The 21664-nt window shown below is 52.9% G+C and carries 23 protein-coding genes; 11 read left to right on the top strand and 12 right to left on the bottom strand.

The features are described from left to right. Positions 1-8: 8 nt before the first annotated feature. The gene (galE, locus tag SIB66_RS01460; protein WP_063407341.1) at positions 9-1055 is read right to left on the bottom strand and encodes a UDP-glucose 4-epimerase GalE; all 1047 of its coding nucleotides are present in this window, start codon (positions 1053-1055) and stop codon (positions 9-11) included. Between the two features lie 547 nt (positions 1056-1602). Here galE and SIB66_RS01455 point away from each other — a divergent pair. From SIB66_RS01455 to SIB66_RS01440, 4 genes are all read left to right on the top strand, one after another. Beyond that, positions 1603-1956: a hypothetical protein gene (locus SIB66_RS01455; RefSeq protein WP_236070374.1), complete on the top strand. Its 354-nt coding sequence runs from the start codon at positions 1603-1605 to the stop codon at positions 1954-1956. A 3-nt stretch (positions 1957-1959) separates the two neighbouring features. After that, positions 1960-3270, top strand: coding sequence for a histidine--tRNA ligase (hisS, locus tag SIB66_RS01450; protein WP_063407340.1), 1311 nt, complete (start codon positions 1960-1962; stop codon positions 3268-3270). A 103-nt stretch (positions 3271-3373) separates the two neighbouring features. Next, positions 3374-4822, top strand: a complete 1449-nt coding sequence (locus SIB66_RS01445) for a nucleotide sugar dehydrogenase (RefSeq protein ID WP_063407339.1) — start codon at positions 3374-3376, stop codon at positions 4820-4822. Next, positions 4819-5841, top strand: coding sequence for an NAD-dependent epimerase (locus SIB66_RS01440; protein ID WP_063407338.1), 1023 nt, complete (start codon positions 4819-4821; stop codon positions 5839-5841). The genes SIB66_RS01445 and SIB66_RS01440 overlap by 4 nt, the downstream gene beginning before the upstream one ends. Positions 5842-5873: 32 nt before the next feature. On the opposite strand, the gene SIB66_RS01435 is transcribed toward SIB66_RS01440, so the two are convergent. From SIB66_RS01435 to SIB66_RS01425, 3 genes are all read right to left on the bottom strand, one after another. After that, the gene (locus tag SIB66_RS01435; RefSeq protein ID WP_063407337.1) at positions 5874-8021 is read right to left on the bottom strand and encodes a bifunctional aldolase/short-chain dehydrogenase; all 2148 of its coding nucleotides are present in this window, start codon (positions 8019-8021) and stop codon (positions 5874-5876) included. Positions 8022-8749: 728 nt separating this feature from the next. Then, positions 8750-9862, bottom strand: coding sequence for an S-methyl-5-thioribose-1-phosphate isomerase (gene mtnA / locus SIB66_RS01430; protein ID WP_063407335.1), 1113 nt, complete (start codon positions 9860-9862; stop codon positions 8750-8752). Positions 9863-10169: 307 nt separating this feature from the next. After that, on the bottom strand, positions 10170-10304 hold the full coding sequence (locus SIB66_RS01425) for a hypothetical protein (RefSeq protein WP_413681352.1): 135 nt from the start codon (positions 10302-10304) through the stop codon (positions 10170-10172). Positions 10305-10565: 261 nt separating this feature from the next. On the opposite strand from SIB66_RS01425, the gene mtnP reads away from it, so the two are divergent. Beyond that, the gene (gene mtnP, locus SIB66_RS01420; protein WP_063407334.1) at positions 10566-11480 is read left to right on the top strand and encodes an S-methyl-5'-thioadenosine phosphorylase; all 915 of its coding nucleotides are present in this window, start codon (positions 10566-10568) and stop codon (positions 11478-11480) included. Between the two features lie 90 nt (positions 11481-11570). Here the strand turns inward: mtnP and SIB66_RS01415 are convergent, their stop codons facing one another. From SIB66_RS01415 to SIB66_RS01390, 6 genes are all read right to left on the bottom strand, one after another. Continuing rightward, the gene (locus SIB66_RS01415; RefSeq protein WP_011827107.1) at positions 11571-11768 is read right to left on the bottom strand and encodes a photosystem II reaction center protein J; all 198 of its coding nucleotides are present in this window, start codon (positions 11766-11768) and stop codon (positions 11571-11573) included. A gap of 12 nt (positions 11769-11780) precedes the next feature. Then, the gene (locus SIB66_RS01410; protein ID WP_011131264.1) at positions 11781-11900 is read right to left on the bottom strand and encodes a photosystem II reaction center protein L; all 120 of its coding nucleotides are present in this window, start codon (positions 11898-11900) and stop codon (positions 11781-11783) included. Positions 11901-11915: 15 nt separating this feature from the next. Continuing rightward, positions 11916-12065 carry a cytochrome b559 subunit beta gene (gene psbF / locus SIB66_RS01405; protein ID WP_011131263.1) on the bottom strand — a complete coding sequence of 50 codons (150 nt, stop codon included), beginning with the start codon at positions 12063-12065 and terminating at the stop codon, positions 11916-11918. 3 nt (positions 12066-12068) lie between these two features. Next, positions 12069-12317, bottom strand: a complete 249-nt coding sequence (psbE, locus tag SIB66_RS01400) for a cytochrome b559 subunit alpha (RefSeq protein ID WP_011131262.1) — start codon at positions 12315-12317, stop codon at positions 12069-12071. A gap of 106 nt (positions 12318-12423) precedes the next feature. Further along, positions 12424-13431 (bottom strand): photosynthesis system II assembly factor Ycf48, encoded by a 1008-nt coding sequence (locus tag SIB66_RS01395; protein ID WP_063407333.1) that lies wholly within the window; start codon positions 13429-13431, stop codon positions 12424-12426. Positions 13432-13443: 12 nt separating this feature from the next. Continuing rightward, positions 13444-13872, bottom strand: coding sequence for a rubredoxin (locus SIB66_RS01390; protein WP_063407332.1), 429 nt, complete (start codon positions 13870-13872; stop codon positions 13444-13446). An 83-nt stretch (positions 13873-13955) separates the two neighbouring features. Here SIB66_RS01390 and SIB66_RS01385 point away from each other — a divergent pair, with 83 nt between their 5' ends. From SIB66_RS01385 to SIB66_RS01375, 3 genes are read left to right on the top strand one after another with little or no spacing between them, the layout of a single operon-like run. Beyond that, on the top strand, positions 13956-14318 hold the full coding sequence (locus tag SIB66_RS01385) for an NAD(P)H-quinone oxidoreductase subunit 3 (RefSeq protein WP_011131259.1): 363 nt from the start codon (positions 13956-13958) through the stop codon (positions 14316-14318). 4 nt (positions 14319-14322) lie between these two features. Further along, positions 14323-15075, top strand: a complete 753-nt coding sequence (locus tag SIB66_RS01380; protein ID WP_063407331.1) for an NADH dehydrogenase subunit K — start codon at positions 14323-14325, stop codon at positions 15073-15075. Continuing rightward, on the top strand, positions 15072-15629 hold the full coding sequence (locus tag SIB66_RS01375; protein ID WP_063407330.1) for an NAD(P)H-quinone oxidoreductase subunit J: 558 nt from the start codon (positions 15072-15074) through the stop codon (positions 15627-15629). The genes SIB66_RS01380 and SIB66_RS01375 overlap by 4 nt, the downstream gene beginning before the upstream one ends. On the opposite strand, the gene SIB66_RS01370 is transcribed toward SIB66_RS01375, so the two are convergent. After that, positions 15623-16945 (bottom strand): gluconeogenesis factor YvcK family protein, encoded by a 1323-nt coding sequence (locus SIB66_RS01370; RefSeq protein ID WP_063407679.1) that lies wholly within the window; start codon positions 16943-16945, stop codon positions 15623-15625. The genes SIB66_RS01375 and SIB66_RS01370 overlap by 7 nt on opposite strands. A gap of 239 nt (positions 16946-17184) precedes the next feature. Between SIB66_RS01370 and SIB66_RS01365 the strand changes: the two genes are divergently transcribed. Both SIB66_RS01365 and SIB66_RS01360 read left to right on the top strand, forming a co-directional pair. Then, positions 17185-17928, top strand: coding sequence for an ABC transporter ATP-binding protein (locus SIB66_RS01365; RefSeq protein WP_063407678.1), 744 nt, complete (start codon positions 17185-17187; stop codon positions 17926-17928). Then, on the top strand, positions 17928-18803 hold the full coding sequence (locus tag SIB66_RS01360) for an MlaD family protein (protein WP_063407329.1): 876 nt from the start codon (positions 17928-17930) through the stop codon (positions 18801-18803). The genes SIB66_RS01365 and SIB66_RS01360 overlap by 1 nt, the downstream gene beginning before the upstream one ends. Positions 18804-18855: 52 nt before the next feature. Here SIB66_RS01360 and SIB66_RS01355 read toward each other — a convergent pair whose 3' ends face one another. Continuing rightward, a complete protein-coding gene (locus SIB66_RS01355) occupies positions 18856-20994 on the bottom strand; it encodes a putative cobaltochelatase (RefSeq protein WP_063407328.1) in 2139 nt (712 codons plus the stop codon). Between SIB66_RS01355 and folK the strand changes: the two genes are divergently transcribed. Continuing rightward, positions 20993-21625, top strand: a complete 633-nt coding sequence (gene folK / locus SIB66_RS01350) for a 2-amino-4-hydroxy-6-hydroxymethyldihydropteridine diphosphokinase (protein WP_413410241.1) — start codon at positions 20993-20995, stop codon at positions 21623-21625. The two genes, SIB66_RS01355 and folK, sit on opposite strands and share 2 nt — an antisense overlap. Positions 21626-21664: the final 39 nt, after the last annotated feature.

The raw sequence follows: 21664 nt of genomic DNA, 5'->3' as shown, positions 1-21664 counted from the left end.
CAATGGCTTCATTGTTGTTTCTGGCTGTAGCCCTGTGGATTGGCCTTCTGCCAATTCCAACTGTCGCGGCACATGTCTGACAGGCTGCGCTGCGTGTACCATCCCAACCGCTCAGCGGCCAGTCTTGGATCTGCGACGCTACATGCGGCATCTCCAGCGCGGCGTTGGTTAATTCTGTATGGAACGGGTTGGCCGCTTGCCTTTTCAAAGGCCTGCACAACTTCCAACACCGAGTGGCCTTTGCCACTGCCGAGATTAAGAGTGAGGAGTTGCGGTTCCTCTCGTTGCAGGACCTCCAGTGCAGCTCGGTGTCCCTCAGCTAAGTCCATCACATGGATGTAGTCGCGCACACCACTCCCATCGGGTGTAGGCCAATCGGCTCCAAATACTTGGAGTTCCGCTCGCCGGCCTACTGCTACTTGGCTCACAAAAGGGAAAAGGTTGTTGGGTGTTCCCTTGGGATCTTCGCCGATGCAGCCGCTGGGGTGGGCTCCAACTGGATTGAAATATCGCAATCTGGCAATGCGCCAACCCGGCTCGCTGCAGGCCAGGTCAGCTAGCAACTGCTCCACCGCTGCCTTGCTTTGACCATATGGATTGATCGGTTGCACCCTAGTCGTTTCAGGGATTGGGATTTGCTCGGGATAGCCATAGAGCGTTGCACTGCTGCTGAAAACAATCGTGCGGCAGTTATGCCGTTGCATGGCTTCCAGTAGGCAGCGGCTGCCAGCCACATTCACATCCCAGTATTTCAGTGGCAACTGAACTGATTCATGAACTGTCTTGAGCCCGGCGAAGTGCACCACAGCCGCGATGCCGTTTCCCATTGAGTTAAAAGCGCGATCTAGATCGTTGCTATTGCGGATATCGCCCTCCAATACGAGCATTCGCTCTTGAGCGGCCACTCCAGCAAGTTCGGCTACCCTTTTTGAGGCAATAGCTGAGCTATTGGAAAAGTTGTCGAGTATTACCAGCCTGTGGCCAGCTTCCAGAAGCACCAGGCAGGTGTGACTGCCAATGAACCCGGCACCACCCGTGATCAACAACTCGGCCATCGCAAATTAAATGACTTAGGCAGTCAGGCTAGGAGCTGTACCTGTTTCATTTCATAAGACTCTTGAAATGATCAGCTGACCAGAGGAGCCATTGCAGAGTCTGCGGGGCATCGTCGACCCCCTTTCGTTGTGATAGTGAGCTGTCCATCAATGTTCAGAACCTGAGTCGTCAAGGCAGCAGCTCAACCCTGAACTCCATCCAAGACTTCGAAGGCTTCGGGACCTCGCTGAAGTCATGACCTGAAACTTGGCTGAGCTGGTGTGCGAGCGAATCAATCCTTCTCTATCGATGAATGAATAAACTCTTGCCTAGCGATGCTCAATTGCAGCGCCGGTCAGGTATTGATTTGGTATTTCAGCATTTCGTTGGCAGCATCAAATAAACCAGATTGATGGCTTTGATCCACCATCGCCTACTTGCGAGAGCTTTTCGACTCGTGATCAGCAATTTGCGCATCAATCGTTTGCCTCTGTGATTGAGCCTCATTCAATTGCTTGTTGGCGTGGTATTTCGCTGGTGCTTTTTTAGGCCCACATTGGTACCGCAATGGCCAGGACTCCGCCAGTGGTGAATACAGCAGCAGAGGCCACCACCATCAGTCAGTTGTTGAGATCAGTTAACGCATCATTGTCTATAAGGATTCTTCTTGTGAGCGGTACTTTCCATAGGAGTCCTGCTCAGGGCTTTTTGAGCGTAAGGGGCTCAAGGTGGTGGTATTCCCTGTTGATTTCAAGGCTTGCTGGGCTTGGGCAGATCGCTTGTGGCTTGATCCGTGGTGGTGGTTGCCAGTGGCCGGCAGCCTCGCCAACAGTTCAGGGTCATTGCGCAACTTGTTTGGTTGCCTCGTTTATCGAGCTTGCTGATCATTGGCCCGGCAGACTGCCTAATGGTTGTCGGTGAAGTGTGACTCAGCTGCAGAGCCTGCGAGGAATGGTGGATCTATTGCCGGAACAGACGAGGTGCTGGCAGGCGGTAGAAAGCGTTGCGCGAGATCACTTCCGCAGAGCAGGGTTGCAGGAAATTCGCACGCCTCTTCTGGAAGTGACTGAACTCTTCGCACGTGGCATTGGTGAAGCTACGGATGTTGTTGGAAAGGAGATGTATACCTTTGTTGATCGGGGTGATCGATCCTGCACCCTTCGGCCGGAGGGAACCGCTTCTGTTGTGCGTGCTGCTCTACAGCACGGCTTGTTGAGTCAGGGGCCACAGCGTCTTTGGTATGGCGGTCCAATGTTTCGCTATGAGCGACCTCAGGCTGGCCGGCAACGACAGTTTTATCAGATTGGTGTGGAGTATCTCGGGGTTGGCAGTCCTCGTAGTGATGCTGAGGTCATTGCATTGGCCTGGGCACTTCTGGTCGACTTGGGCGTGCAAGGTCTTGTTCTGGAGATCAATAGCCTCGGCACCCTTCAGGATAGACAGAAGTATCGAGAGGAGCTTGTGGCGTGGCTAGAAGCCCGCATTGACCAGCTTGATGACGATTCACGCAAGCGTTTGTATACCAACCCACTGCGTATTCTTGATAGTAAAAACCCTGCAATAAGTGAATTGTTGCAGGATGCTCCCACGCTTTTTGAGGCGATCAGCGTGGAAAGTAAGGCCCGCTTTGAGGAGGTTCAGGTTGACTTGGAGGCTCTCCAGATCCCTTTCCAACTCAATCCTCGTCTTGTGCGCGGCCTTGACTACTACGGCCACACCGCTTTTGAGATCACTAGCGATCAGCTTGGGGCCCAGGCCACAGTCTGTGGGGGAGGACGATATGACGGGTTGGTTGAGCAGTTAGGGGGGGCGCCCACTCCCGCTTTTGGTTGGGCTTTTGGTATGGAGCGGTTGATGCTTTTGCTTGAGGCTGCGGCAAGTATTAATCCAACTGGATCAGCTGCTCGCTTAACGGCTTCCACGAGGCCTGATCTTTATGTGGTGAATCGGGGAGAGCAGGCGGAACGAGTTGCCCTGGTCATTGCCCATCAGCTACGGGTTGCGGGGCTCATGGTGGAGCTGGATAGTTCTGGAGCTGCCTTTAATAAGCAGTTCAAGCGTGCCGGTCGCAGTAGGGCTACCTGGGCCTTGGTGATTGGTGATGATGAGGTCGAGCGGGGCGAGGCACGCCTTAAGTATTTGCAGGAGGCAACAACTCAAGCCAATCCGACTCCCATCGATCAACTCCATCGACTCGACGATGTCACTGGTCTTGTTCGTTTGGTTCGAGAATGACGTCGTATAACTTTCTTTCCAGGCTGAGGTTCCACGTAATCTTTTGCCATGACTGAGCAGGTTTCTCCCCTCATCTTTTGTTGAACTCGCTGTTTACACCGCTATGACTGCCTTTCCGATCCGCAACATCTGTTGCATTGGTGCGGGTTACGTCGGCGGTCCGACTATGGCGGTGATTGCCGATCGCTGTCCACATATACAGGTGAACGTGGTGGACCTCAATGAGGCCCGCATTGCAGCTTGGAATGACCTTGATCTCAGCAAACTGCCTGTGTATGAGCCTGGGTTGGATGCGGTGGTCGACCGGGCTCGCGGGCGCAATCTCACTTTCTCTACGCAGGTGGACGCTGCGATTTCTGCTGCTGACATGGTGTTCATTTCGGTGAATACACCAACCAAAACAAAAGGGCTGGGGGCCGGTCAGGCCAGTGATCTGCGTTGGGTGGAAGCTTGCGCTCGTCAGGTCGCTCAATCTGCGCAGGGTCACACGATTGTGGTTGAGAAAAGCACGCTGCCAGTGCGAACCGCTGAAGTTGTACGTTCGATTCTTGAGGCCGCTCAGCGGCAGGCGGTTGATGGAGAGCTACCGATCAGTTTTTCTGTGTTGTCCAACCCAGAGTTCCTTGCCGAGGGCACGGCGATTCGTGATTTGGAGTCGCCGGACCGTGTGTTGATCGGTGGTGAAAACCCCGTTGCCATTCAGTCTTTGGCAGAGATTTATGGCCATTGGGTGCCAGTTGAGAAAATTCTGCTTACCAATCTTTGGAGCAGTGAGCTCTCCAAGCTCACCGCTAATGCGTTTCTTGCTCAGCGCATCAGTTCCATTAACTCAGTGGCGGCTCTTTGCGAACGCACTGGTGCGGATGTGCGTGAGGTGGCGCGAGCTATTGGAAGCGATTCTCGCATTGGCTCCAAGTTCCTTCAAGCTGGGCCTGGGTTTGGTGGGAGTTGTTTTCAGAAAGACATCCTCAATCTGGTTTATCTCTGTCGTCATTTTGGTTTGCCGGATGTGGCGGACTATTGGGAAAACGTGGTGGCTCTCAATACTTGGCAGCAGCACCGCATTTCTCGTTTGGTGGTTCAAAAGCTTTTTGGAACGATTACAGGTAAGCGGCTGGCACTGCTCGGCTTTGCTTTTAAAGCAGAGACCAACGACACTCGAGAAGCGCCGGCGATTCGTATTGCACATGATCTGCTGGAGGAGGGTGCTCAGCTGGCTATTTATGATCCGAAGGTGGATCCGCAACAGATTGCGTTTGATTTGCAGCTGTCGGCTAGTTCCCCGCCAGATGTCCAGGCAGGCCCTACTCGTGCCGCCCTTAGCGGCGAAGGAACCTGGTGGTCCGGCACTAGCGTTGCCGATACAGTCGCTGGTGCTGATGCTGCGCTGATCCTCACGGAGTGGCATGAGTTTAGACAGCTTGATTGGGTCGCCTTGGCCCCTTTGATGCGTCAACCTGCCTGGCTGTTTGATGCTCGCGCTGTTGTCGATCCAGAAGCTGTGAAATCGTCTGGTTTGATGCTTTGGCGAGTTGGAGATGGTGCTGTATGAGTCGATGCGTTGTTGTTAGCGGTGCTGCAGGATTCATTGGTGCTGCCCTCGTGCAGAGGCTGTTAGCCCAGGGTGACCGTGTCATTGGCATTGACAACCTGAATGACTACTACGATCCGTCTTTGAAGCGGGCACGACTTGCTCAGATTGAAGCGGCTTCCCTTAAAGCATCTTGGACTTTTTACCCAATAGCCTTGGAAGATGGTGCAAGCATAGAGGAACTGTTTAAGGCTGAGAAGCCTCAGGTGGTCGTTAATTTGGCGGCTCAGGCAGGGGTTCGCTACTCATTGGAGAACCCTGCGGCCTACATTCAGGCCAATTTGGTGGGCTTCGGTCATATCCTTGAGGGATGTCGTCATCATGGAGTGCAGCACTTGGTGTATGCCTCAAGTAGCTCGGTATATGGTGGCAATCGCAACTTGCCTTTTCACGAGCAACAGCCTGTGAATCACCCGGTGAGTCTCTATGCGGCCACCAAGAAGGCCAATGAATTGATGGCTCATACCTATAGCCATTTGTATGGCTTGCCTGCTACAGGATTGCGCTTTTTTACTGTGTACGGACCTTGGGGCCGCCCGGACATGGCTCCGATGCTCTTTGCCAAGGCGATTCTTGCTGGCGAGTCCATCAAGGTGTTCAATTACGGCAAGATGCAGCGTGATTTCACCTATATCGACGATATCGTTGAAGGGCTACTTCGTTGTTGCGACAAGCCTGCTAGCGCAAACTTAGGCTTCGATCCGCGTAACCCTGATCCAGCCACCGCTGCTGTACCCCACCGTCTTTTCAATATTGGTAATAGCCAGCCCATTGAGTTGATGCATTTTATTGAGCTCTTGGAGAAGTCTCTCGGGAGAGAAGCGGTGAAGGACTTACAACCGATGCAACCTGGTGATGTGATGGCCACCGCTGCTGATACATCTGCTCTTGAGGCCTGGGTGGATTTTCGGCCGTCGACCCCAATCGCAGAGGGGGTTGAGTGCTTTTCTCAGTGGTATCGAAGCTTTTATGAGGTTTGATCGATAGCTTGACATGCATGTGCATGTAGGCGTCAACGCACCATCGCCGCAACATTTCCGCCGTCTACTGTCAGTAATGCACCAGTGGTTCGCGGCATTAAGGCTAATGCTACGAAAGCATTCGCCACATCACTTGCTCGGACTTCTGCACCGAGCAAGTTCCCACCCATGTAGCTGGCTTCGCTGATGCCGCGCGCTTCCGCTCGTTCTCGAATCATTGCTTGATCGAGCAGGCCGGACCGAATCCGATCTGCATTGATGGCGTTACAGCGAATGCTTGAGGGCCCTTCTTCCAGGGCGTATTGCTTCATAAGTGCTAGCAATGCCGCTTTTGCAATTCCGTAGGCTCCAAAACCAGGGCCTGGGTTTAGCGCTTGCTTGCTGACATTGAAGAGCAGCTGTCCGCCTAAGGATTTGCTGGCTTCTGTCGTTCCATTGCCCTGGGCTCGAAACAGGCGAACTGCAGATTGTGCAACGTGCTGGTGAGCAAATAGGTTGAGCTCGAAACTTGCTCGCAACTTGGATTCTGGAAGCGTGGCAATGTCTCCGCTCCAAGCCGCACCAGCATTGGATACCACGATGTCTAAGCCCCCAAAGCAAGCTGCAATTGTCGTGAATGCATCATGAACCTCAGCAGCATTGGTAAGGTCGCACTTCAGTCCGAGAGCGCTTGCGCCACAGCCTTTGGCAGTCGTTGTTGCTGCTTCACCATTCTTGTCAAGTACGACAACTTGTGCACCTTGCTTGGCGAAGGCAAGGGCGATCGCTGCACCAATTCCACCGCCACCACCAGTGACCAACACAATATGGCGTGCCAGTGGTGCTTCTTTGCCCTTGCCGAGCTTTGCTTGCTCGAGACTCCAGTACTCCATCTCGAAGGTGTCTGCCTCGTTGACTGGTTGAAAACGTCCGACAGATTCAGCTGCTATCAGTGTGGCGGCCCAGGCCTCACCAATATCTGCGGTGACATTGGCTTCTGCTGTTGAACGGCCTAGACCAACCAGGCCAAGTTCAGGGATTGCGATCAGCCTTGGTAGTGGATCGAGGTGTTGTTTATGGCTACCAACACGAGAATTCTGGCGATCGAAGTAATCCTGATATGAGGTGATGTAGTTCTCTAATGCCAGTTTTGCTGAGTGGAGCCATTCCTCCAGCACTGGGCAGGATTCAATCGCTTCATCTCCTTGGAGTTGCGGAGGCTTTTTGAGAATGAGAGGCCAGGGTTTGGTTCGGATTACGTGGTCGGGGGTAGCGACTCCACGGCGAGACCAGTCTTGAAGGTGAATGTCGTTGACTAGTTGAAGTGCCAGTGGGGTTGAGCGCAACTCGATAAGCCAACGTTGGGGAGCGTTATGCACAGCTGCTGATTGAGCAAGAGCACCCCGTAACAGTGGCAGCAGAATTGCAGCGATGTTTTTTTTAGGTGCTGGATTGGTTGGTGGTGGTAGGCAAAGCGTTGGGGTTTCGCCAAGACGCTCTTCCGCCTCACGCACCAAGTTGATCATTCGCTCGTAGCTTTGTTGTGCTGTAGCAGCAAACGAAAATAAGCCGTGCTTGAGAAGCACCATCCCCTCAAGTTCAACTCCCGCTTTGGCTGCTTCTACTTCTGCTTGTTCGTAGGCATTGATGGCAGCTAATGCTAGTTGGAAGCCAGGCATGACATAGGGAACAATTGCGACACGTCGACCGTAAACTTCACGGCAGATCTGTTCGGCATCTGGTTGATCTGCTAGGGCTAAAACAGCTACTGCGTGGGTGTGATCGACGAATTTGCTAGGTAAGAACGCGTGGAGTAGTGCCTCAACTGAAGGGTTGGGTGACGATGGATCGATCAGATTGCTGCGTTGAGCTGCAACCATGTCTTCGTCGCTAAGTGCAGGTAGATCTCTCAGGGCCTGCAGGTTCTCCAATCGCACAGCAGGATGGCCGGCCGGCTCGATGGTTGATAGGTCCCAGCCCGAGCCCTTCACGCACAACACTGGTATGTGATCGCCAAACAATCCAATGCAGCTGGTTTTAACCGAGGTGTTGCCTCCTCCATGCAGCACCAGCTGGGGATCGGAGCCGAGCAGACGGGCTGTGTAAGTGCGCAGAGCCAGGTCTTCAGAGACGTCCTGCGCGGCGTAAGACTTGATGGCAGCTTGTGCCTCGGCATCCGACCAGCGGTTTTGGCACGTCATTGATTGGTGCGTATCGACGGGAACGTTACTTCAGTCAGGCGGAAGTTCCTCTGTCTTCTCCTTTGCTGATGTTTAAAGGTAAAAGCTATATTAGGCAGTTCGTTGAGATATTGCCATGCGAAGAATCATAATTCCTTGGCATGAAGTGTTGACTGAAGAGATTCTCAGCTAGATGGCTAAACTTTTCCTGATTGGTTATTTTGCAAGTGCTGTTTTGTTTGGGCTTTGTAGATGAAAAAGATGTCGATATAAAATTTCTGAAGCCTAGGATGGTTAGCCATTTTAAATGATTGTGGAGCCATATATAGCAGAGTATAATGTTTGCTATTCATGTCAAGCCGAGCAGTCTTCTGTTGATTTTTTTTGAGCTCTGGATCTAATGAATTATTTTGACTCTTGTGTTGGGAAGATGTAAAACTGAGGAATGAAAGCTTGCTATGTGCAATGCCATGTCTTTTCCAAAGCATTTAATATCGATGAAGATTTCCTCCTTTTGCATGGGTTCCAGCCCAGCCTTGGGAAGTAGAAATGCAAGGATCTTTCTTGTATTTTAGTGTGTAAGTTGAGTCGGTCTTAGTGATTTCAATTCGTCTCATGTTTGGCATCTATGGATATTGCAGATTGAGTGCTGCTGTGAAGATTTTTCTATGATTAAAGATGACCTTGGGTTTGATTAGTCATTGATCAAGCTTTCCGTAGTGATAATTTGTATTCATTGGTTTTAATTTCTAATCATCGCAGTAAAGCTCCATGAGACCCGTCTCGCTTGCTGCCGCGACTCCGCGTTCGGTGATTATGGCCGTTACGAGGCGCGCAGGGGTTACATCAAAAGCAGGGTTGAATCCTTCGCTTTGATTGGGAGTGAGTTGCACGGTGGTGAGTTGGTTGTTGCTAGAAGCATTTTTATTTCGTCCTTGGATGTGGGTCACTTCCATCGCCGAGCGGGTTTCGATAGGGATTTCTGCGAGCCCTTCCGAGATTGACCAGTCGATTGTTGAGCCGGGTAGGGCCACATAAAAGGGCACGCCGTTGTCTAGGGCCGCTAAGGCCTTGAGATAGGTGCCGATTTTGTTGCACACGTCACCGCTGCGTGTGGTTCTGTCGCTACCTACGACGACTGCGTCAACATATCCTTGCTGCATGAGGTGCCCACCCGCGTTATCCACGATCACGGTATGGGGTACGCCTTCACGACCTAGTTCGTAGGCAGTGAGGCTTGCGCCCTGGTTGCGGGGGCGTGTCTCGTCAACCCATACATGAATGTTTAGGCCAGTCCGGTGGGCCTTGTAAATCGGTGCTAGCGCGGTCCCCCAATCAACGGTGGCTAGCCAGCCAGCATTACAGTGGGTGAGCACTTGTATGGGCTCTTTTTGTCGCACACTTGGTCTGCCTGCAGCAAGCTTTTGGATGATTGCTAAGCCATGGTTGCCGATGGCCTCACACATGGCCACGTCCTCTTCGGCAATGAGGGCAGACTCGGCTCTGGCGGCCTCTGCCCGCTTAGCTGGTTGAAGCGGTTTTACTTTATCGCGGATTCGTTTGAGGGCCCAGCGCAGATTGACTGCTGTTGGCCGGGTGGCATTGAGTTGCTTAAAGGCAACCTCTAGGGCGTCATCGCTGGGGTCTTCTTGTAGGGCCAGCATCAATCCATAGGCCCCGGTGACTCCGATCAATGGAGCCCCACGCACCACCATGGTGCGAATTGCGGTTGCGGCCTCTTGGCAGTTGCTGAGCTTGAGGGTGCTGAACTTGTGGGGCAGTTGGGTTTGATCGATCACGCCGACTGAATGCCCATCTTTTTCAAGCCAGATGGTGCGCCAGGCTGTGCCATCAATGTTCATGACATTTCACTAGTTAGATGATCCTGGGTAGTGTTGATCGAGTCGATGTTATGCCTGGGCGGATCCTAATTCTTAAAGCAGTCAGGTTGCATGGCTAATTCATCCTGGTGCAATCGCCCATTGCGATATTTGGCTACTAATACATTGAGCCTTGCTCGCAGCAAGGCTCAATGTATTGAAGTCATGGTTGAAGATTAGCTCAAGTGTGGTCTGTTGATTATTTCTGGGCCAGTAATCTCTTGGGCTGAATGAAAGCATTAGTGCTGGTCTAACCTAAGCCTGGGTTAGGGCCTCTTGTGTTTATGAGTTAACTCTTTTTTAAATTAACCTTATCAAAATAAGCCTTGCCGTCAGGGTCTAAAATGTTTTTTAAGCCAGTTAGGATTTGTTCTGGTTCAACCCAACGCAGTGGATCAAGGTGGCTCTTTAGATGCTTGCCCACTTGAATCATTTAATTGTTATTTCACGTGGGTGCATGCATCTTGATCGTAAACACTTTGTAAGTGATCTCAGGGATTGATGAATTCTTTCTGCTGGAGACCTTGGCTAGTTAATTTTTTGAAGGTTGAATCAATATTTGCTAATTAAACTCATGACTTGATGTAACGCTTCGGCTATCAGTTGTTTGCATGAAACCCTTGAAGGCTATAAGTATTGATCGAGTTATTGACGGGCTATGCTATTTAAAGCTGAAAGACGTTAGTTGAATCGCCTCACAACTTCTTCTCTCGAAGGCGCTCGTTTGGGAGTTTTGGGAGGCAGTGGTCTCTATTCCATCGAAGGCCTTGAGAACATTCAAGAATTGGAGATTGATACTCCCTTTGGAAAGCCTTCGGACGCTTTTCGACTCGGCAACCTTGACGGTATGGAGGTGGTATTTCTTGCTCGCCATGGGCGTAATCACACTTTTTTGCCTACGGAAGTTCCCTATCGAGCGAATATTTGGGCGATGCGTTCGCTTGGTGTGCGTTGGATCCTTTCGCCTTCAGCAGTTGGTTCATTGCAGGAACAGGTACGCCCCTTAGACATGGTGGTACCTGATCAATTCATTGATCGGACTCATCAGCGACCACTGACTTTTTTTGGAGATGGGGCGGTGGCTCATGTGGCAATGGCTGATCCTTTTTGCCTCACGCTGTCTCGCTTGTTAGCGGATGTTGGCGAAAGCCTGATGCCGGATGGACGCCAATTGCATCGTAGTGGTACCTATCTGGCGATGGAAGGTCCGGCCTTTTCCACTCGAGCTGAATCGAAGCTGTATAGGAGTTGGGGCTGCATGGTGATCGGAATGACCAATCACACTGAGGCTCGCCTGGCTCGGGAAGCAGAGATTGCCTATGCTTCTTTATCAATGGTTACTGATTACGATTGTTGGCATGGTCACCATGACAGCGTGACTGTAGAGATGGTGCTTGCAAATCTGAGGGCCAATGCACAGTTGGCCACAAAGATCGTTCGGGCAACAGCCAAAATGGTTGCAGATATTCGTCCCGTCAGCACAGCTCACAATGCTTTGGAAGATGCTTTGCTAACCGCCAAAAAACATGTAACTGACAAAACCCGCCGCAAACTTGACCTCTTTACAAGGCCTTATTGGGGCGAGTTTGGCGGTAGTTGATGGTCAGTTTTTGTTTTTTAGAAGATCTAACTCTGCATGTAAATCCCCACCCTGCTAGGTAGGGTTTACACACAGAATCTTGACTCTAAATTAGGCTGAACCTACTCCAGTGAAGGAGCCGAAGAAGAAGAGCCCTAGGACTGAGAGGACTGCCATACCGCCGACTGTGGCAACTAACCATAGGGGTAGGGACCCTTCTGTCCAACGGCGTTCCCATGAAACGGCTGGAGTGCCGTCAGGAAGACGGTCAGGTATGCGTCCGTCAGGGCCTTTAAGTTTCGTACTCATGCTTCAGATCCCTTAGTTGAAGAAGTAGCTGGTAAACAGCACGGCTGTCACAAAAACCAGCAAAAGCCCTAGGTAAAGGCTGGTGCGGTTCAGTTCTGCCGGCAGGTTGTTCGGGTTTGGGTTTTGCTCCATGGTTTGGGAGTGGGATCAGCGACGGATGAGCTGCATGGCGGTTATGGCGCCAAGAAAGAACACTGTGGGTACACCCAGGACGTGTACAGCGAGCCAACGCACCGTGAAAATCGGATAGACACGGACGTTAAGCGCTTGAAGAGGTGCAGAAGAAGATTGAGCCATGGCTTATTGCAGGCGCAGGTCGAGTTGGGATTTGGCTTCGTAGCGTTGGCTAACGACAGGAGCCTTGCTTTCGCTTGCCTGGAAATAGGCATCAGGGCGAGGTGTGCCGAATGTGTCATAGGCAAGGCCCGTGGACACAAACAGGTAGCCGGCGAGGAAGATCGACGGCAGGGTAACGGCGTGGATCACCCAGTAGCGGATGCTAGTGACGATCTCGAAAAAAGGGCGTTCCCCGGTGGAGCCAGCAGCCATGGCCTCAGGCGTATCAGCTTTTAGATCCTATAAGGCTGAGCCTCAACACTGCGTCTGGTGAACGGCATGGTTACAGAGCGTTGCTCATTTGGCTGAAGGTCAAGCCTTAGCCCACCCAGCGCAGAAGGTGGCCTCGTTCCCCAAGAACAAACCCTTTGGCTTGGCTTTCAGAACTGGTGTCGAACAGGATCCTGATCAAGTTCGAGGGCTGTGTGTCGCCCATGGGATCGATCTGCCAGTTTTTTCCGTTATCCAGAGTCTTAATAAGAGTTCCGTTGCCGCCCGATGCCCAGATGCCCCCGTTGGGATCCCAGGACAGATCTAGGTAGTTGTAGCCATTGGTGATTGGAATAATCGCTTTCCCCCAGCTGTCGACGTTTCCGGGTTGATCGTTTAGGCGGATCTCGGCTCCCCTGGCCACCATCCATAGTTCACCGTTGGGTTGATAACCCAGGCTCTGCACCCGCTTGCTGCTCACCCTCTCATGGTTTTGCCAAACATCCTGGCCTACATCCAAGGTGGAGAAGAAATTGCCGAGACTACTCACGCTCACGTAATTGCCAGCTGCACTGCGCCTGAGGTCGCGCACTGCACCGGCCGCTTCACTCACAGTTGCTTTCCAGGTGGTGCCACCATCGCTTGTGCGATAGATGGCACCTGCGTTGGTGGCAAGCTCAGCATTATTGGGACCTAGGTTGGTAATCAGATATGGATCCCCTGGGAGTTTGTTTTCAAGCTTCAGGCGTGACCAGTTCTTGCCTGCGTCAGTGCTGTGCATCACCAGCCCAGGCTGCCCAGCGATCCAACCCTCATTGCCGTTGAAATCGATACTGATGAGCCGGAAGTTTTCATCCTCTTCAAGATCCAAGCTGCGTTTCTTCCAGCTGACACCGCCATCATTTGATTCCATGATTAAGCGGTTGGTACCAACAACGAAGCCGTGGTTGGCATCAGAGAAACTGATGTCCAGTGGATTTGACTCAGTGTTCAACTCCAAGGGTTGCCATGGGCTGGTGCTGGCGACCGGAAGCCGGCTGGTGACGCATCCACTGAGGCCGAACCCGATGGCCGCAATCAGCAGAAGGTTGAAAAGGTTCGAGAACAGGCGGCTCATGGGAGGGATGCGTTAACGCAGCGAGTAGAGGGAGAGGAAGAAGGCGAAGGCCAATGCCAGGCCTCCAAAGATCAGGACATTCTTTTGACCGGGTGTTAAGCGGTTGACGCCAATGCCGTAGTTGAGATTTTGGTCAAAGCCGCTAGGAGCACTGCGAGGACCGATGTTTTTGAAGGCGTCGATGCGGGCACGGCATACGGGGCAGCGAAAGTTGGTTGGATCGAGATCCTGGAAAGCTGTTCCGGAAGTGATGCCAAGCTTCTTTACTCCTTCTTCTGGGTCATAGACGTAACCGCAACTGCGGCACTCAAAGCGATGGGTGAGCTCATCGGTGTCGGACTCTGCTGAGGCGATGGTGTCTGTGGCATTGCCATGAACGTCAGTTTGAGCAACTGATTCGGCTTCTGTCGAGTCTTCGGCAGGTGTGGTTTTGTCGCTCACAGCTGCACTGTCAGGTGGGATAACTCTATCGGCGTTAGCCCATGGCAGTGAATGCCAGACTGATTAGCAAGTCGTACTTGTCCATGTTTGCGCTGCCGGGTTATGACGCTTTTCTCGGCTTTCTGCTGATCTCAGCAGCAGTACCGATCTTGGCGCTTGTCACCAACAAGCTTTTGGCGCCTCGCAGTCGTACCGGCGAGCGGGAGCTGACCTATGAATCAGGGATGGAGCCCATTGGTGGTGCCTGGATTCAGTTCAACATTCGCTACTACATGTTCGCTTTAGTTTTCGTCATCTTCGATGTGGAGACCGTTTTCCTTTATCCCTGGGCTGTGGCATTTCATCGCTTAGGTCTATTGGCTTTCATCGAAGCCCTTATTTTTATTGCCATCCTTCTTGTTGCACTGGCTTATGCCTGGCGGAAGGGTGCCCTCGAGTGGAGTTGATTTCATGTCAGTGACCCCCTCCATCGATGCCGTACGTGACTTGCGTGCCGCGAGTTGTGGCCCCGTAGGCGCTCCCAGTGTGACCAGTGACTTGAGTGAGAACATCATTCTCACAAGCCTGGACGATCTACACAATTGGGCTCGGCTTAGCAGTCTCTGGCCGTTGCTGTATGGCACCGCGTGTTGCTTTATAGAGTTCGCGGCTCTGATTGGATCACGTTTTGATTTTGACCGTTTTGGCTTGGTGCCCCGAAGCTCTCCTCGGCAGGCTGACCTCCTGATCGTTGCGGGCACGGTGACCATGAAGATGGCTCCAGCCCTGGTCAGGCTTTATGAGCAGATGCCTGAGCCTAAATACGTGATTGCTATGGGTGCATGCACAATCACTGGTGGCATGTTCAGTGCTGACTCCACTACCGCTGTGCGTGGAGTAGACAAGCTCATCCCCGTAGATCTGTATCTCCCAGGGTGCCCACCTCGCCCTGAAGCAATTTTTGATGCGGTGATCAAGTTACGTAAAAAAGTGGGTGATGAATCGGTTGCTGAGCGGATCAAGATTGCCCAGACCCACCGCTACTTCACAGTGCCCCATCAAATGAAGCGAGTTGAGCCAATTGTCACCGGGGCCTATTTGAGTGCTGATACCCAGAAAGCTGCCTTGACGCCTGGTGCTGGCCTACCAATGGCTGCGGAGTTGAACACCTCTGAAATTGATGCCAGCCCAGCTTCTCAGTCTTCATCAACCTACGAGTCATGAGCGAGACCCCTTCCACCCCCCCGGTGCCGGCGGGTCCGGAACCGGGACCTGTAAGCCGCTGGCTCAATAAGCAGGGTTTTGAACATCAGTTGCTTGATCCTGATCATCTTGGTGTGGAGGTGATTGGTGTGGAGTCGATGTTCCTGCAGGTGATCGTTGCAGCTCTCAAGGCTGATGGTTTTGATTATCTTCAATGCCAGGGTGGCTATGACGAAGGCCCTGGCCAGCAGCTGGTCTGCTTCTACCATCTCGTGGCCATGGCTGAAATGGTTGCAAAGATGGGAGTGGGAGATTCGTCGTCGGAAGCAGCCAAGGTCCGTGAGGTACGCCTTAAGGTGTTTTTATCCCGTGAAGACATACCTTCGCTCCCATCGATCTACGGCTTGTTTCGCGGAGCTGACTGGCAGGAACGGGAAACCTTTGACATGTTCGGCATCAACTTTGAGGGACATCCCCATCCGAAAAGGTTGCTAATGCCTGAAGACTGGAAGGGCTGGCCACTGCGGAAAGATTATGTGCAGCCAGACTTTTATGAGATGCAGGATGCTTATTGAGCATTCTTTTTATACTTTCGATAGAAGCGCATCACCGCTAGTGCAAGGCTGCGTGGGTCATGGCGCAGTGTTGCGCGAGGCCTTTTCCCTTGCAATGGAGCTTGCATCAACTCATAGCCCTTGGCGATGAGTGCTTGAGCATCACAGTTGACCGGTTCAGCGCCTCGTGCTTGATAGTGCTTCACCAATGGGGATTCTCCTAGGTCATCCTGGGCCAATACGGCATTGAATAGTTTCTGGCTGATGCCCAGGCTGGCGAGTTGGGCTTCGATTGCTCTTAGGTGACCAACAACATCCAGGCCATCTGTTTCGCCGGGTTGAGTCATTAAGTTGCAGATGTAAAGCTTCGGTGCTCGGCTCTGCTGGATGGTTCGAACTAAGGCCGGTACAAGCAAATTGGGTAATAGGGATGTATAGAGGCTGCCAGGTCCTAGAAGAATTAGGTCTGCATTAGAGATTGCCTCTAGGGCGCGGGGCAAGGCTGGCGGTTGTGCGGGCAAGCAGCCAAGCCTCACGATTGGACTTGGGGCCTTGCCGATCGCTGATTCCCCTTCAATGCGCTGGCCGTTTTCCAGTTCTGCCCAGAGCTGTACATCTGCATTGGTAGCGGGAACGACCTGACCCTGAACTGCGAGGACTCGACTAGACGCTGTGATGGCTGTCTCTAGATTGCCCGTGATGGCTGATAGTGCAGAGAGAAAGAGATTGCCGAAGCTGTGGCCCTCTAGACCACTACCTGCTGAGAAACGATATTGAAACAGTCGTGTGAGCAGGGGTTCTTCGGTTGAGAGTGCAGCCAGGCAGTTGCGAATGTCGCCTGGGGGCTGAACACCAAGTTCGCGACGCAGGACTCCGCTACTGCCGCCATCGTCAGCCACTGTGACTATCGCTGTGATGTTGCTGCTGTAGCGCTTCAGACCACTGAGCAGAGTGGAGAGGCCTGTTCCACCTCCGATGGCGACGATGTTAGGGCCGCGGTTGAGTTTGCTTTTGGCACGAAGGGCGTCAACGAGCACGGTGTCCTTGTCGGGCGCTAGTGCTTGTTGGATCGAGCCAAAGCTGCGGCTTTGTCCCCATAGCACTAGGGCGGCTCCGATTAAGACCACTAAAGGACCTGTAATGCTGCGTGGCAGCACAGTTGTGATTGTTCCCAGTAGCCAGACGAGGGTCTCGATGATCCAGTAGATGGGCTTGAGGTCTGCCCAGATGGCTGCTCCTAGAAGTGCCATAAGAAGGCCCAGGCCCGAAGTGAGCAGCCAGCGCTTGACGACCAGTCCAGGTAGCAGCCAACTCATTGCTCTGCGAGAACGGATCATTAGACCCCTTTCGCTAGCAGCCTTTATCCCTTTGATACTGGCGCGGTGCTGATGAGAGCGGCTCTGAGTAAAGCGGTGTTTGGTCGAGGTCACATGCGCGGGGACAAATCGGCCATAGGTCTTTAAGGCAACTGTACGAAAGCTTTCCTTCTTCGACATCCCGGGCACAATGACTCGGTTCCCAGCACAGGGTATTTGTGTCAAAAGCCACCCCCGTGGTCGAGATGTGTGATCTCACCATGCAGTGGGGACAATGGCCAGTGCTTGATCAGGTCAACTTGGTCATGCAGCCTGGGGAACGCTTGGCGGTCGTGGGGCCCTCTGGTGCTGGTAAGTCCACGGTATTGCGGTTGCTGGCAGGTTTGGAGTTGCCTACGAGCGGAGAGCTTCGTCTCTTTGGTGAGCAGCAGGCTTATTTGCGTCTTGATCAGGAGCAACCCCCTGATGTGCGCCTTGTTTTTCAAAATCCAGCGTTGCTGGCCTCCCTCACGGTCGAGGAGAACGTGGGGTTTTTGTTGATGCGGGGGGGGCGCATTAAGCAGAAGGAGATTCGTGAGCGAGCTATGGCTTGTCTAGAAGCTGTAGGGCTTTACGATGTGGCTGATCTGCTTCCAGGCCAGCTAAGTGGTGGCATGCAGAAACGAGTAAGTTTTGCTAGGGCCCTCATTGATGATCCTGATCGGGAGAGCGGAGCGATGCCGTTATTGCTTTATGACGAGCCAACTGCTGGCCTTGATCCTGTGGCGTGCACACGAATTGAAGATTTAATTGTTAAGACCACCACCGTGGCCAGAGGTTGTTCGGTAGTGGTGAGCCATGTACGCAGCACAATTGAACGTTCTGCAGAAAGGGTGGTGATGCTTTATGGAGGCAAGTTTCACTGGGCTGGCTCTATAGAGGACTACGGTAAGACGGATAATCCTTATGTTGAACAGTTCCGTACCGGTAGTCTTCGCGGGCCAATGCAACCTGAAGAGCATTGATGTCTATGCGACGCAGCGTTCGTGATGCGATTGTCGGATTCTCCATCGTTGGAGCAGTGGTTGCCTTTGCAGGAACCTTGCTCTGGTTAAGGGGTGTGCGTCTTGGCGCCAAGGTTTGGAGCATCAAGGTGAACTTCCCCGATGCAACCGGTCTTGCTGAACGTTCCCCCGTGACTTATCGCGGCATCTTGGTGGGCACTGTCGTCAAAATCGATGTGACTTCCCAAGCTGTGCGGGCCACCCTCGAAATCAATAAGGGTGATCTGCGCCTTTCAAAGCCGGTTGTCGCCAAGGTGGCCTCTAGTTCATTGCTTGGGGGTGATTCTCAGGTGGCGTTGGTGAGTCTTGGTCAGCCGTTGTCTGCTAATGCTCCCCTGCCTCGATCAATGGATTGTTCTGGCAGCAAGGTGTTGTGTAACGGGGCAACGATTTTGGGTGAGCCTCCGGTGAGTATCTCTTCAGTGACAGAGACACTTGAGCGCATTCTGCAAGAGGTAGAGAAGCAGAAGTTGGTCACGTATTTGGTTGATTCCACCAAGCAGATTGAGAGCACCGCCGAAGATGTCTCCAAATTAATGAGTCAGCTCAAGGATGAGGTGGCTCGAGCTGAACCGATGATTAACAATCTCAATCTGGCAACCGGCCATATCAACAATGTGGTTGAAGCATTCGATAACCCGAAAACAGTTAATGATCTCAAGCAGACTGTGAGTTACGCTCGCTCGCTTACTAAAAAGTTTGATGCAGTGGGTGGAGATGTGGAAAAGCTTACGAATGATCCGCAATTCATGAATGCTGTGCGTAGCGTTACGATTGGCCTTGGTGAGTTTTTTAATGAGCTTTACCCCGCCCAAACTAGTGGTAATAGACCTTGAAGTATTAAGCTCTTTAGAGCCTATATGCGTGATCAATTCATAGGCCTAAGTATTATTTGACCTGGTCTATTGCTTCCATCGCGATGGCGGCAATCGCTTGATCAGTTGCCTTTGGCAGTTGGACGTATTTGCCGGCGGCGGCTTCTGCTAGGTCCTTGCCCATACCACTGCCGATGAACTTACGCTCGGTGTCGATGACTAGCAATTTGATCCCCAGACTGCGGTAGCGGCTCGCTACATCAAGTAATTCCTGCTTTAGATCCGGTGGATCTTCTCCTTCAAGTTGTGGCTGACCTAGTGAGGTCCCTAAAGGCACATTGCCGCGTCCATCCGTGATGGCAACAACGACAACTTGGGCGAGATCTCCTTTAGACAATGCGTTAGCACCCACACGAGCAGCCTGGGTAAGACCATGGGCGAGAGGAGAGCCGCCGCCGCAGGGCATCACTTCTAGCCTTCTTTTTGCTGCAGTAATCGATTTGGTTGGAGGCAGTAAAACCTCCGCTTGTTCTCCTCGGAATGGGATGAGTGAAACCTCATCTCGGTTCTCATAGGCCTCGGTGAGTAAGCGAATGACTGCTCCCTTGGCGCCCTGCATGCGATTTAGAGCCATCGAACCGCTTGCATCAACAAGGAAAATGACGAGTGAACCAGCCTTGCGTTGCAGCAACTTGGCTCTCAGATCTCCTTCTTCGACAATCACTGTGCGATCCGGCTGTCTGGATCGCCGAGCTTTTTGATATGGGGCCGCAGCTCTTAATGTCGCGTCGACGGCGATACGTCGAACAGGGCCACGAGGGATGATGGGCCTGACGTAGCGGCCACGGCTGTCACTGAGGACTGCCGAACGGTTCCCACTGTTTCCACTTTTTGACTTGGCTGCAGAAAACAGCAAAAGGTCTGGATCTATTGCAATTGCTTCTGGATCAAGCATGAACTCTTCTGGAACCGGTGGTGATGTCTGCTCTTCAGGGGTGTCTTCGTCATCCTCTTCATCCTCTTCAGAAGTGTCTTCTTTCGATTGATCTGGTGGTGGCGGTGCTTGCTGTTGCTCTGGCGGGGGGGGCTCCATTTGCTCTTCTTGAGGCGGCAATTGCAAGGCACGCGGTGCAATCACCAGCCTCACGGCGACTTGGAGGTCGTCTGCTTCAACCTGGTCTCGGCCGCTGAGAGCCGCGTGGGCCCGTGCCACGCGTACTGCATAAAGCTCAGAGCGATGCCCTTCCACGCCTCCACGAATGGCTTCATTGACCAGATATTCGATCTGTGCGTGGCTGATTTGTACATCGGGCAGCCATTGACGAGCCAGTAGCAGCTGAGTTGCTAGTGCTTCGGTCTCCTGGGCCCACTTTGCAGCGAAGCTGACACTGCATTGGCCATGGGCCAGTACTGCCTCGGTGATCTCAACACGTTGCTCGTTGCTGATCAGCTGGTCGGCGGAGAGAGCGATGGCGAAACGGTCCAATAGGTGGTCGCGCATTGCCCCTTCTTCAGGGTTGTAAGTAGCAATCAGTAGTGGACGGCAGGGATGGCTGAGGCTGAGGCCTTCTCGCTCTACTCGGTTTTCGCCGGCTCCCACTGCCGCCAGCATGAGGTTGACGATGCCGTCATCCAACAGATTGAGCTCATCGAGATAGAGCACTCCCCGATGGGCTTCTGCTAGTAGTCCAGGTTGGAAGACAGGGGTTCCACTGGTTAGGGAGGCCGTGACGTCTACAGCGCCAACAAGTCTGTCTTCAGTGATGCCAATTGGAACTTGCACAAAGGGTGCTGGGATCACACGGCTCGGCAGTGGCTCCTTTGAGTTCTCCTCATCGGTGGCGCCCTGTTTCGTGATCAGGCGTTGGCTGGCTTCGTCCCATTCCTCAGGGAGCTTTGGATCCAGGTTGAGACCAATGGGGCGATGAATTTGTGAAGTCTGCTGATCTTTGCTAAGGGCTTCCAGATCGAGCACATCGATTGGCGGTAGCAGTGCATGCAGTCCCCGTGCCAAGACCGATTTGCCAGTGCCACGGCCGCCGGCGATCACCACCCCACCCAATTCTGGATCAACCGCTGCTAAGAGCAGTGAAAGCTTGAGCGTTCCATGGCCTGTAATTGCGGCAAGAGGAAAAGCACGAGTGGCCATGTCCTGGCCTGCTCGATCTCTGGACCTTGTGTTAACAGTTGCGGCCGATCCGCTTGCAACCATGGAGTCCCCCCGGCTCGATGACGTGTGCGCCAGTCTCGCTGATCAACTCGGAGTTTCTACTGCTTTTTCTGCTCCAAGCACGTTAGCTGTGGCACTAGGAGCCAATTTGGCTAGTGATTTTGGACCTCCGCGTGCCACCTTGAGGGCAGTGCGACCTGAGTTAGAGCAGACCATCCATGAGTGGCTTTCAACATCGCTTGGAGAGGCATCGGGCGAAAGGGTGAATCCTGCAGGTTTGCGTTGCCGTTGGTCGCCATTATTTGAGACCGACCCCGTTGGCGGTCCACCCGAGCAGCCTATCTACATCAATGCGGTAGTTGTGGTGGATGGGCCGCGGCTTGCTTTGTTGCAGCCTTGTGAAGCGGCTGCGCTGTCCTTGTTAGCCAGACTGCTGGCCCTGGAGAAGCGCTTCGGACGAGATCGCCAGGCAGAGTTGATGCGCTGGGAATCGCGCTCACTGGATCTTGATTTGCTTGCCTGGGGCGCACTACATGTTCAGCACGAGGCCCTAATCCTTCCTCACCCCCGTCTGATTGAACGAAGTTTTGTCGTGGTGCCACTTGCAGCGGCCCTAACGGGAGTGGCTCAGGTGCCGCGCCGTATTCCCCCTGATTTGGACTGGCTTGAATAGGGGTGGCGCAATTCAAGTCCTTGTCTGGTCATCAGCCAC

Origin of the sequence: Prochlorococcus sp. MIT 1318 (genome assembly GCF_047304505.1) — a bacterium.
Classification (GTDB): Bacteria; Cyanobacteriota; Cyanobacteriia; order PCC-6307; family Cyanobiaceae; genus Prochlorococcus; species Prochlorococcus marinus_D.
This window is presented reverse-complemented; position numbering and strand designations above follow the sequence as displayed.